10 protein-coding genes and 1 pseudogene are annotated in these 12,063 nt (G+C 44.1%); 8 read left to right on the plus strand and 3 right to left on the minus strand.

What is annotated here, in order from left to right:
- Positions 1–415: 415 nt before the first annotated feature.
- Positions 416–2,149, plus strand: a complete 1,734-nt coding sequence (locus tag Q1J64_RS09070) for an AAA family ATPase (RefSeq protein ID WP_301108746.1) — start codon at positions 416–418, stop codon at positions 2,147–2,149.
- Positions 2,150–2,196: 47 nt separating this feature from the next.
- Here Q1J64_RS09070 and Q1J64_RS09075 read toward each other — a convergent pair whose 3' ends face one another.
- On the minus strand, positions 2,197–3,510 hold the full coding sequence (locus tag Q1J64_RS09075) for a cytochrome P450 (protein ID WP_301108747.1): 1,314 nt from the start codon (positions 3,508–3,510) through the stop codon (positions 2,197–2,199).
- Positions 3,511–3,606: 96 nt separating this feature from the next.
- Between Q1J64_RS09075 and Q1J64_RS09080 the strand changes: the two genes are divergently transcribed.
- Positions 3,607–3,762, plus strand: coding sequence for a DUF1540 domain-containing protein (locus Q1J64_RS09080; RefSeq protein ID WP_301108748.1), 156 nt, complete (start codon positions 3,607–3,609; stop codon positions 3,760–3,762).
- A gap of 189 nt (positions 3,763–3,951) precedes the next feature.
- On the opposite strand, the gene Q1J64_RS09085 is transcribed toward Q1J64_RS09080, so the two are convergent.
- Positions 3,952–4,359, minus strand: coding sequence for a PaaI family thioesterase (locus Q1J64_RS09085; protein ID WP_301108749.1), 408 nt, complete (start codon positions 4,357–4,359; stop codon positions 3,952–3,954).
- A 386-nt stretch (positions 4,360–4,745) separates the two neighbouring features.
- Here Q1J64_RS09085 and speD point away from each other — a divergent pair, with 386 nt between their 5' ends.
- From speD to nspC, 6 genes are read left to right on the plus strand one after another with little or no spacing between them, the layout of a single operon-like run.
- The gene (gene speD, locus Q1J64_RS09090) at positions 4,746–5,570 is read left to right on the plus strand and encodes an adenosylmethionine decarboxylase (protein ID WP_301108750.1); all 825 of its coding nucleotides are present in this window, start codon (positions 4,746–4,748) and stop codon (positions 5,568–5,570) included.
- Positions 5,551–7,035, plus strand: coding sequence for an aminotransferase class I/II-fold pyridoxal phosphate-dependent enzyme (locus Q1J64_RS09095; RefSeq protein ID WP_301108751.1), 1,485 nt, complete (start codon positions 5,551–5,553; stop codon positions 7,033–7,035). Before speD ends, Q1J64_RS09095 begins: the two co-directional genes overlap by 20 nt.
- On the plus strand, positions 7,035–7,886 hold the full coding sequence (gene speE, locus Q1J64_RS09100; protein ID WP_301108752.1) for a polyamine aminopropyltransferase: 852 nt from the start codon (positions 7,035–7,037) through the stop codon (positions 7,884–7,886). Before Q1J64_RS09095 ends, speE begins: the two co-directional genes overlap by 1 nt.
- Positions 7,876–8,733 carry an agmatinase gene (gene speB, locus Q1J64_RS09105; protein WP_301108753.1) on the plus strand — a complete coding sequence of 286 codons (858 nt, stop codon included), beginning with the start codon at positions 7,876–7,878 and terminating at the stop codon, positions 8,731–8,733. Before speE ends, speB begins: the two co-directional genes overlap by 11 nt.
- A 21-nt stretch (positions 8,734–8,754) precedes the next feature.
- Positions 8,755–9,954: a saccharopine dehydrogenase family protein gene (locus tag Q1J64_RS09110; protein ID WP_153722157.1), complete on the plus strand. Its 1,200-nt coding sequence runs from the start codon at positions 8,755–8,757 to the stop codon at positions 9,952–9,954.
- A 10-nt stretch (positions 9,955–9,964) separates the two neighbouring features.
- A complete protein-coding gene (nspC, locus tag Q1J64_RS09115; protein WP_301108754.1) occupies positions 9,965–11,101 on the plus strand; it encodes a carboxynorspermidine decarboxylase in 1,137 nt (378 codons plus the stop codon).
- Positions 11,102–11,858: 757 nt separating this feature from the next.
- Here the strand turns inward: nspC and Q1J64_RS09120 are convergent.
- Positions 11,859–12,063 (minus strand): annotated as a pseudogene (locus Q1J64_RS09120) (hypothetical protein); the annotation flags it as partial.

Here is a 12,063-nt window from a genome sequence, read left to right on the forward strand (position 1 = left end):
TGTGAGTCCTCCTTGGTTATTATTAGGGGTCAAGTAGTCGATGCCTTGACACCCCCGAATCATACCAAGGGGACTTTTCTATTTCAATAGGGCTCCACTAACCAAACAGGAATGCTCTGGGAGGATCAGCCTGACAGGTGATGACAACTTAGGGGAGCTTGCGACCAAGTTGGCTCACCGCGGGCCCTCCAGAAAGCGTCCGCCTGGAACGTAGGGAAACGGTATACTAACCACTTACAGCCTTTTTTATTTAAAGCAAACTGACGGTCTATCTTTAACAACGAAAATCGCTAGCTCGCTAGGTAATTTCTCATATCGTAATTAAATTGTAACTATTTTTTCAGCTTATATACTGTTCAAAACTACTATAATTTATTATACTTTGAATAACTAAGAAAAGGAGCTGTAGCCGACATTGAAGCCTATATCTAAATTAGCCTCAAAGATACTAGTCGCTGTTCTCTTCGTCACGGCAATCGCTGCAGGAGTCACATGGAACTATCTACAAGGAACCAGCGGGCAGGAAATCTCTTTTGCAGAGATGGAAAAACTGATTGCCGGTCAGTCAGGAAATGCTTTGCTGCTGAATGAATCAGCAGACGGCACGCTGTCAGTCACAATAGACAATAAAACATATCTCACAATGGTGCGTCCACAAAGTACATTAGTGGATGATCTCGTGCAGAAGTACAATATATCCTATCAATATGAAACAGCCAGTTCAGCTGGTGGATGGATGATCGGCGGATTGGTGCTGGTAGCCCTCCTTACACTGTTCATTCTTCATAAAAAGGGCAAGCTGAATATCGGGGCTTCTGGTATGAAACATCAGGCTTCAAAATCCACACCTCTTCCGGATATCACACTGGACGATATAGGCGGTCTTCCGCAGGAAATGAAAGACGAGATTCTGCAGACGCTGGAAATCTTCAAACATCCGAAAGACGCCAAGGAAATGGGCATTGCCATGCCAAAAGGGATCCTGCTTTATGGACCTCCGGGAACTGGCAAAACATTGCTGGCTCAGGCTATGGCGAAAGAAATCGGTGCAACATTTTATTCTTCAAGCGGTGCAGCTTTCACTGAATTATTCGTTGGTGTGGGCGCTTCCCGCGTACGCACACTCTTCCAAAATGCCCGCAAACAGAGCCCTGCAGTCATCTTCATTGATGAAGTAGATGCTTTAGCAGGTAAACGTAAAGAACACGGCGGAGATGAGTCTGAAAAAACATTGACGGAGCTTCTCGTTCAACTGGACGGCGGTAACGATAACGATGGTCTGCTGTTTATCGCAGCGACCAACAGAAAAGATATGCTCGACGATGCTTTCTTGCGTCCCGGCCGGATTGATTTTACATTTAATGTACAATTACCGGATACAAAAGGCCGCCGAGAAATCATCGATATTCATACAAACGGCAAAACACTGGCACCAAATGTAGCTTCTACTCTAGATACGTTAGCAGACAGCACATCCGGTTTCTCGGGAGCGGAAATCAGTGGTTTATTTGAAACCGCTAGCCGCCGCGCAATCCGAGAAGGTCGTAAATTGATTGAAAAGCACGATCTGGACTTCGCAATCGACCGGACAATTCTAGGAAACACTGCTCGCACATTGAATGATCAGGATACGAAACGCCGCGTTGCCATTCATGAATCAGGTCACGCGATCATTGCCGCATTGACTAAACCAGGTTCTGTCAGAAAAGCAACGATCATTCCACGCGGCCAGGCACTTGGTTATGTAGCACCAATCCAAAAGGAACTTCATTTATCAACAGCGAGTGAACTGCTCGATCAGGTCAGTATGATTTTAGCAGGCGGAATCGCTGAACGTCTGTATTTAGGAGAGCATAGTATCGGCGTAGGCGGTGATGTCGAACAGGCGAAGGATATCTTGAATCGAATGGTCGACACAGGTCTGTTCCAAGATGGTTTTTCTTTGATCTTCAATAAAGCCGAAAAAGAAGAACGCATGCGTATGCTTTTTGACCAGGCAGCTAAAAAGACTGAAGCGTTAATCACGGAACACGCCTATCAATTTGAGCTACTCGTCAATGAACTGTACAAAGAAGAGACACTTGAAGGCGAAGAAGTTCAGCGCATTGTTGAACTGCCAACACCTAAAGATGCGGTAGTTTTTGTATAAACAGCAACAGCGTCCATCATGAATATATGATGGACGCTGTTTTATTGTTAACGTCTTTCCAGCTTCATCGGCCAGCCGTCTTTAATCCGCAATGAAATCAAAGGTTCCGGAACAGGCGCATGAGGACGCAGATTGCTGAACGTGAACTTTTTATACAGAACAACAAGAATCAATGTCGCTTCAAGCATCGCAAAACGCGAGCCAATACAGCTTCTGGAGCCACCACCGAACGGTAAATAACTGAATGGTGCATAACGGTTACCGGAAGAAAAACGGTCTGGGTCAAATTCTTCCGGGTTCGGAAATACTTCTTCATTCCGGTGAATCGCATAAGGAGACAGCATGAAGGTACTGCCCTTTTTAAAAGTTTGTCCGAACATCTCAAGCGGTTCGCTAAGCTCACGATAAATCAGCCAGGCGGGTGGATACAGACGTAGTCCTTCTTCAATAATCTGCTGGACATACGGCAATTCACGCAGCCAATTGAATGGATTACCCGAAAGGTCAGCTCCTTCCACCTCTTCCGATAAACGTGATTCCACTTCCGGATGTGCAGCAATTTCAGCAAATATCCACGCAAGCAAGTTCGCAGTTGTTTCGTGACCCGCCAGCAGCATCGTCATCATTTGATCGCGAAGTTCTTTATCCGGCAGTCTTTCCCCGTTTGCATCCTTCACTTCAAGCATCATACCGAGCAATGTATGATGAAACCGCTCAGGTTGGTTTTTTGCTACCATCAGAACGTTTTCTATCATGTCCTCCAAAGTACGAATCGCCTGTTTATGTTTTTGGTTCGATTTCGTCGGAACCACAGCAGGTAAAATGATCGGGTTAAATAAAATTTTGACGCTTTCCTCAATCGTTGTTGTGACCGCGTCTGCCAGTTTTTTCTCTTCTGCAGAAACATCCGTTGAAAACATTGTGCGAGTAATGATCGACAATGTCAGCTGCATCATTTCGTTATGTATATCAAGTTCCTGCGCTTGTTCTAACCGTTCTGCAACACGCTCTGTCTCCTCGACAATTGCATAGGCATAACGCTCGAGTGCTTCCTTATAAAAAGTAGGTTGCATATATTTTTTTTGAAATCCATGCCGCTCACCTTCCGTGGTCAGCAACCCTTCTCCGACCGTACGCTGAAGCACTTTTGTCGTGCGGCCCTTAAAAAATGACTGATCATGGCGAATTAAAATTTCCCTGATGGCTTCAGGACTGTTAACAACATACGTCGGTGAAAATCCCGTCTTCATTGAAACGACGTCACCGAGCGGGCGCATCCGCATGAAAAAACCGATCGGATCATTCGTGAATTGCTTATAATTCTGCAATCTGGGTGTAGCCACGTTTTGTACGGTAACCATGTACTCTCCTCCAAGTTTTACTTAAACTCTTCCCTCGCGTATTTCGAATGAAACCTTTCATTTCGGACATGCTATACGAAAAGGGAGGTGCGTCAATTGGCAAAGGATGTATTGTGTGAAGTAACGAACTGTCACTTTTGGGAATCAGGCAACCAATGTGGTGCTGATGAGATCAAAGTAGTCACAAGAAAAGGCAGAAAAGCTAAAGACTCAGCCGAAACCGATTGTCAGACGTTTATTCCAAAAGGGTAATTCACTTAACAACTAGCCAAGCATGAATGCTTGGCTAGTTGTTTATTTCCTTGAGTAAACCCGGAGAGATTAGAAAAATGCCAATATGCCGGCCTAAACCGATGGCCATCCCAATCCAGCCTAGGCGACTGATCCGCCCTTTCAAGAAGATGACGGCAATGATGCGTTTCTATAAGCAGATGAAACTCCTCAATTCAGTTTAAATGTAGCCGTACAGTGAGCAACCAGTTCATCATTTTCATTAAACAACTTACCTTCCACTAACGCAGTGCTTCTGCCTCTGTTAATGACTGACGCTTTCGAATACACTGCCTCCTGAACAGCAGGCTTCAAAAAATGTGTCGCCATTTCGATCGTCATAACATCATCAGAACCAAGGGAGCGGCAGAGCATGCCCATTGTCGTATCCAAAATCGACATATACATACCGCCGTGTATAGTACCGCGTACGTTATCATATTCTGGACGGTACGGTAAAAATAATTCCACATCGCCCTCTTCCAATTTCTGTGTCTGCAGGCCTGAGAATTTCCAGAATGCGCTCGTTTCAAAATCTTGGCGCACTTTTTCTAAATACTCGATTGTTGTATTATTCATTCAATTCCCTCCAAGTGAATTACTGTTTACCATCTACCATATCGCAATGAGTATCGGTCGACAATTTAAAGCTTTTGTTCCTGTTAAAAATAACGCCATATTTTAATTTTTTTTGAGAAAAAAGGTTTGTTTTTTTGTCTTTATCCATTATACTGAAAATAATTTCATAAGTTATTTTATTTAGGAAGAGTACCCTGTGAGTGTTTTATCAACCCAATCACCTGTTATGTAATGGACTAGAGGATATCCTCTACACGTATATCGTCTTTTATATACAAGCGAACAGAGTAAAGGTCTCTCTCCAATCTGTCATGTTTGTGCGAATTCATGTCGATTGGGGAGAGATTTTTTTATGCACATAAATCAGAATAGTATAGAAAGGAAGGATGTTAAGGTTGGAAAACAAGCTGAAGCTCTACGGCTTTAACAACCTCACCAAAACTCTTAGCTTTAACATTTATGATGTAAGCTATGCGAAAAGCCGACGGGAGCAAAGTGAGTATATCGCCTATATCGACGAGCAATATAATTCAGAACGGCTGACCAAGATTCTTTACGATGTCACGGAAATGATCGGTGCACATGTACTGAATGTCAGCAAACAGGACTACGATCCACAGGGAGCGAGTGTCACCTTGATGATTTCAGAAGAGAAGTTTCCTGCTTCACAAATTGACCCTTCCTGCAATCAGGGTGCAATTCCTTTCCCTCCTGATAAAGATTCGGTCGTCAGTCATTTAGATAAAAGCCATGTGACAGTGCATACGTATCCTGAATATCATCCGGATAATTCCATCGCCACATTCCGAGTTGATATTGACGTGTCTACTTGCGGAGAAATTTCACCGTTAAACGCACTAGATTATCTGATTGGCAGTTTTGATTCGGATATTATTACGGCAGATTATCGCGTACGTGGCTTCACAAGATCTGTCGATGGCAGGAAATTGTTCATGGACCATTCCATGACTTCGATTCAGGATTTCATTGACCGAAAGACGCTCGAGAAATATGACGCAATTGACGTAAATGTCTATCAAGCGAATATCTTCCATACAAAAATGCTGATCAAGGAAATTGATCTGCAAGATTATCTGTTCAATAAAGACGTGTCGGAAATCCCCCCGAAGGAACGGCTTCAAATCTCTCATAATTTGCGAAAAGAGATGATTGAAATTTTCAGCGGTTCCAATGTCTATGAAAATGAATGAGGCGAGAACAGTGAAATTATCACAGCACTGCGTTCCGATTATGGAAGCATTACAACAGTATCAAGCCGCCCGTGTCGTTCCTTTTGATGTCCCTGGTCATAAACATGGACGGGGCAATCCTGAACTTGCGGCGTTTCTGGGAGATGCGTGCCTGCATCATGACGTGAACTCCATGAAACCGCTGGACAATCTATGCCACCCCGTCTCTGTCATACGCGAAGCAGAGGAACTTGCAGCTGATGCATTCGGCGCCAAGCATGCTTTCCTGCTCGTCAACGGTACGACGTCTGCTGTACAAGCAATGGTCATGACTGCCTGCAAAGCCGGCGAAAAAATCATTATGCCGAGAAACGTCCATCGCAGTGCCATCAATGCGCTGATCTTAAGCGGCGCATTGCCCGTCTATGTCAATCCGGGCGTAGACATGGAGCTGGGTATTCCACTTGGCATGGGCGTTGAAGATGTGGAGCAGGCGATACTTGATCATCCTGACGCCAAAGCCATTCTGATCAACAACCCTACCTACTACGGCATCTGCTCGAATCTGCAAGCTATTACAGAACTAGCCCACCGTCACGATATGCTCGTGTTAGTGGATGAAGCACACGGTACACATTTTTATTTTAATGATCAGCTACCTGCTTCTGCTATGTCTGTCGGTGCCGATATGGCGTCGATCAGCATGCATAAATCAGGCGGGTCGCTGACGCAAAGTTCATTTTTATTAATTAATAATAAAGTAAGCGAAGGATACACAAGGCAAATTATCAATCTGACTCAAACTACTAGCGGATCATACTTACTGATGTCCTCACTCGATATTTCACGAAAGAATCTTGCCCTTCACGGCCAGGAGATTTTCGATAAAGTCATTAAGATGGCGCAATATACTCGCGATGAAATTAATAAGATTGACGGCTACTATGCCTATTCAAAAGAACTGATTAACGGCGACACGGTTTTTGATTTCGATGAATCCAAACTGTCGGTCCATACGCGTGAAATGGGTCTCGCCGGAATTGAGGTCTACGATATTCTGCGTGACGAATATGATATCCAGATCGAATTCGGCGATGTTGCCAATATACTGGCTTATATTTCTGTTGGAGATCGTACACTCGATTTAGAACGGCTTGTCGCTGCTTTAGCTGAAATCAAACGCCGTTATAAAAAAGATCCAAGCAAGCTGTTTGACCATGAATATATCAATCCTGAAATCGTCCAGTCACCGCAGCAGGCATTTTATGCAGAGAAAGAAATCCTTCCTTTACATGATGCGGCAGGACGCGTTGCGAGCGAGTTTGTCATGTGTTATCCGCCCGGTATTCCAATTGTTGCACCTGGAGAGCGGATTACAGAAGAAATCATCAACTACATTGTGTACTGCAAGGACAAGGGCTGCTTTTTAACAGGTACCGAAGATCCGCAAGTAGAGAATATCAATGTGGTAAAGGAGGCCGACTGATGAATCTTTGGTATACAGAGGATCACTCACCGCATGTCCGTTTTTCCATTCAAGTGGAAGAACATCTATATACCGCCAAAAGTGAATTCCAGAAAATTGATGTCTTTCAAACAGTTGAGTTTGGCAAGATCCTGACACTCGACGGCTATGTGATGGTCACTGAGAAAGATGAATTCATATACCATGACATGATCGTTCACGTTCCCATGGCCACCAATCCTTCGATTGAAAAAGTCTTGGTGATCGGAGCTGGAGACGGTGGCACGGTACGCGAACTAACAAGATATCCTTCCATCAAACAGATTGATATGGTGGAAATCGACGAGCAAGTTGTAGAAGTCTGCAAAAAGTATTTACCACAGACAGCCGAAAAGCTGACTGACTCTCGCGTAAATCTGTATTTTGAAGACGGTCTGCGTTTTGTCAGACACCAGGAGAATGCCTACGACCTAATTATTGTAGACTCGACGGATCCATTTGGGCCGGGTGAAGGTCTTTTCACGAAGGAGTTTTACGGTAATTGTTATAAAGCACTGAAGGATGACGGTATTTTAGTCAACCAGCATGAAAGTCCGTTTTACGCCGAAGATGCTAGAGGTATGCAACGGGCACATAAGAGCATCATGGGCTTCTTCCCTGTCTCGAAAGTGTATCAGGCGCATATTCCTACTTACCCTTCAGGACATTGGCTGTTCGGGTTTGCATCCAAAAAGTTTGATCCTGTAGAAGATTTGCAGGCAGACGCGTGGAATGCACTCGGATTACAGACGAAATACTATAATACAAAACTTCATGTCGGCTCTTTTGCACTGCCGAATTATGTAAAGGAGCTGCTAATCCATGCTGAATAAAAATATTGAGACGTTTCTTGGGTTTGACTCGGAGTATGACGATGCTTCATTCGTAATCTTTGGCGCACCGTTTGATTCCACTACTTCATTCCGTCCTGGCACACGCTTTGCAAGCAAGATTATGCGAAGCGAATCATTCGGGCTGGAAACATATAGTCCGTATCAAGATGCTGATTTAACGGATTTCTCGTTGTTTGATGGCGGCGATCTGGAACTCAGCTTCGGTAATACGGAGCGAGCTCTAAACAAAATTGAAGAGTTCACAACTCAGATTTTAGATGACGCAAAAACCCCCTGCATGATCGGTGGAGAACATCTCGTAACACTTGGCGCTGTGCGTGCAGTTGCGAAGAAATATCCTGATCTGTACGTCATCCAGTTTGATGCACACACAGATTTGCGGGAAGACTATTTGGACCAGCGTCTGTCACACGCAACGGTCATCCGCAGAATCTGGGATCTTCTAGGAGACGGCAGAATTTATCAATATGGTATCCGTTCCGGTGACCGTCCAGAATTCGAGTGGGCTGCGAAACAGCATGTCTTCATGCAAAAGTTTAATTTTGACGGCCTCGGGAAAACAGTTGAACAATTACAGGGTAAGCCAGTTTATTTAACGATTGACCTTGACGTCCTCGATCCTTCTGTCTTCCCTGGAACCGGCACACCTGAAGCAGGCGGTGTCACGTTCATGGAGCTTCTGCAGGCAGTTCTGACTGTCAGCGGTCTGAATATTGTCGCCTGTGATGTCAATGAACTGTCCCCTGTTTATGATCAAAGCGGCGTCTCCACTGCCGTTGCCTGTAAAGTACTTCGTGAATTAGCGATTGCAATTAATAAAAAATAATACAAATTGGTGGTGTTTTGAATGGGAAAAGCATTAATTATCGGAGCTGGCGGCGTAGCCAGTGTAGTGGTTCATAAGTGTTGTCAGGTACCTGACGTGTTTGAGGAAATCTGTATCGCGAGCCGTACGAAATCAAAATGTGATGCCTTGAAAGAAAAGCTTGACGGAGGACGTACGAAAATCCAAACTGCACAAGTAGACGCAGACAACGTACCGGAACTGGTTGCATTGATCAATGAATTTCAACCGGATATCGTCATCAACGTAGCGCTTCCTTATCAGGATTTGACGATCATGGATGCATGTCTGGAAACAAAAGTAGACTATTTAGATACAGCAAACTACGAACCGCTTGATACAGCGAAATTCGAGTACAAATGGCAGTGGGCGTATAAAGAAAAATTTGAAGAAGCTGGAATTACGGCATTACTCGGCAGCGGCTTCGATCCCGGCGTAACCGGTGTATTTTCTGCTTATGCCCTGAAACATTACTTTGATGAAATCCATACAATTGATATTGTCGACGCCAATGCAGGCGATCATGGTTATCCGTTCGCGACGAACTTTAACCCAGAAATCAATATTCGTGAAATTACAGCAAACGGTCGTTACTACGAAAAAGGCGAATTTATTGAGACTGAGCCGCTTGAAGTGAAGCGTGTCTATGACTTGCCCGAAATCGGTCCAAAAGATGTGTACTTGCTGTACCATGAAGAATTGGAATCATTAGCGAAAAACATTACAGGTGTTGAGAAAATTCGTTTCTGGATGACATTCTCTGAAAAGTATCTGACACATCTTAAAGTACTTGAAAACGTCGGCATGACTTCTATTGAGCCGATTGAATTTGAAGGTCAGCAAATCGTTCCACTGCAATTTTTGAAAGCTGTATTGCCGGATCCTGCTTCACTCGGACCGCGCACTAAAGGAAAAACGAATATCGGCTGTATCTATCAGGGAACGAAAGACGGAGAGCCGAAAACGTATTATGTCTATAATATTTGCGATCATCAGGAGTGCTATCGCGAAGTCGGTTCACAGGCGATTTCTTATACAACAGGCGTACCTGCCATGATTGGCGCGATGATGATGCTTACAGGTAAATGGAAAAAGCCCGGCGTCTTCAATATTGAAGAGTTTGATCCGGATCCATTCATGGACGCACTAAATGAATACGGCTTGCCTTGGCATGAAGATTTCAATCCTACTTTGATTGACTGAGGAGAATGACATGAACTTTGATGTACTGGCAGTTCCTTCACCGAGCTATGTGGTGGAGGAAGAGCTGCTCATAAATAATCTTGAAAAAATGAAAGCTGTCATGGATCAGACTGGCTGTAAAATTCTGCTCGCACAAAAAGGGTTCTCGATGTTCAAAGTATACCCGTTAATCGGTAAGTATCTCCATGGTGTCACATCAAGCGGACTGTTCGAAGCACAGCTTGGCTATGAAGAAATGGGTAAAGAAGTGCATACGTATTCCCCTGCTTTTCAGGAAGCTGAATTTGAAGAAATTCTGCGTTATTCGGATCACTTGGTATTCAATTCATTCGCGCAGTGGAATCGTTTTAAAGATCAGGTTGAAAACAGCGGTAAACAGATTGAGTGCGGCATTCGGATTAATCCGGAGTACTCGGAGATTGAAGTCGATATGTACAACCCCTGCTTTTCGCATTCCCGGTTCGGCGTCACCCTTTCAGACTTTGAACCTGACCAGCTGGACGGTATTAGCGGATTGCATTTCCATACGATGTGCGAGCAGAATTCCGATACGCTTTGGCGTACCATTCAAGTAGTCGATGAAAAGTTTGGACCTTATCTGAAGCAGATGAAATGGATCAACTTTGGCGGCGGTCATCATATTACACGTGCTAATTATGATATCGAAACGCTGATTCGCTCAATCCAATTTATGAAAGATAAGTATGATCTCGACGTCTATTTGGAGCCTGGTGAAGCAGTTGCGCTGAATACAGGCTTCCTCGTTGCGACAGTGCTTGATACGCTGCATAATGGCATGCCGATCGCGATCCTTGATACATCAGCTTCCTGCCATATGCCTGACGTTCTCGAGATGCCCTACCGTCCGGAAATCATTGACGCGGGCATGCCGAATGAAAAAGCCCACACGTATCGTCTGGGCGGGCCTACTTGTCTTGCCGGCGACGTGATCGGCGACTATTCTTTCGACGCTCCTTTGCAGCCAGGCGACCGTCTGGTGTTCTGTGATATGGCGCACTATTCGATGGTGAAGAATAATACATTTAACGGTATGAATCTGCCTTCGATCGTTTTGCAGAAAACCGACGGCGATTTACAAATCGTTAAGCAGTTTGGCTATGAAGATTTTAAAGAACGTCTGTCATAATGGAATAACCGGTTCGTCTGTACAGAGTTACCCTTTCAGTTCATTGGTACAAAAACACAATTAAATAACCAAAAATAGACCTAATTCGCATATGAATTAGGTCTAATCAATTTGCCTGTCTATCAAACTTTTGGTTAATAAGAAAGAGTTTAAGACAGCTGATTAGCGGACCTATCATAACTATTGCAGCTCTGCCAACATGCGTTAAAGTCCCTACTAATTTGTTGATTAAGATTGTGTTGATTTCTTTACAAATAAACAAAAGGGACCTAATTTATTGGTCCCTTCAACTGCCTTATGGCTACGAACGCTCCTGTTAGTTAGATAGCGATTTAAAACCGTTGATCTGCGCTGCAGCCAAGCGAACAGCGCAGGGTTCGCTTTGTCGTATTTCTGCGTCTTTTTGCAGAAATTAAGGCAGGACTTTATGGTGCATTCAAATCCAGTTCATCCTCCCAGAGTCGCCAGCTTCCGCTACGATCAACTAAGTATTTACCAAAAAAACTTGTTCAATAATAGCCCCCGTTAGCGATAAGGTAGTTTAAAACCGTTGATTTCCGTTTCAGGCGGACGCTTTCCGCGGGCATGGCTTGAGCCTCCTCGTCGCTACGCTCCTGCGGGGTCTCAAGGCTCATGCTATTCCCGCAGGAGTCGCCGCCTTACACTCCAATCAACTTAGTATTTGCTCATAAAACTATTCAAGAATCGCGCCCGATTGTAGTATTACTTTCACGACATATCCGCCAAAGATTCTCAGCTATCTGCTGTCATTTAAGATCAAACCAATAGCCATTAGAAGTGGAACCAGTATTGCAAATACTATAATTAGGACAGGCAATAAAATACCAATGTATTTTTTAAATCCCGTCTCCCTCTTACAAACGGCTATAATACCTGCTATTAAACCTATTATCAATAAGCCTATCGATAATATAAGCCCTACGAAGAGTGCTACTAATATA

This window comes from Sporosarcina sp., assembly GCF_029257255.1.
GTDB lineage: Bacteria > Bacillota > Bacilli > Bacillales_A > Planococcaceae > Sporosarcina.

Coding starts and splice junctions, on each gene's coding strand:
- Q1J64_RS09075 (WP_301108747.1), bottom strand. CDS start 3,510: ATGGTTACCGTACAAAACGTGGCTACACCCAGATTGCAGAATTATAAG.
- Q1J64_RS09085 (WP_301108749.1), bottom strand. CDS start 4,359: ATGAATAATACAACAATCGAGTATTTAGAAAAAGTGCGCCAAGATTTT.
- speD (WP_301108750.1), top strand. CDS start 4,746: ATGTTAAGGTTGGAAAACAAGCTGAAGCTCTACGGCTTTAACAACCTC.
- Q1J64_RS09095 (WP_301108751.1), top strand. CDS start 5,551: ATGTCTATGAAAATGAATGAGGCGAGAACAGTGAAATTATCACAGCAC.
- speE (WP_301108752.1), top strand. CDS start 7,035: ATGAATCTTTGGTATACAGAGGATCACTCACCGCATGTCCGTTTTTCC.
- speB (WP_301108753.1), top strand. CDS start 7,876: ATGCTGAATAAAAATATTGAGACGTTTCTTGGGTTTGACTCGGAGTAT.
- Q1J64_RS09110 (WP_153722157.1), top strand. CDS start 8,755: ATGGGAAAAGCATTAATTATCGGAGCTGGCGGCGTAGCCAGTGTAGTG.
- nspC (WP_301108754.1), top strand. CDS start 9,965: ATGAACTTTGATGTACTGGCAGTTCCTTCACCGAGCTATGTGGTGGAG.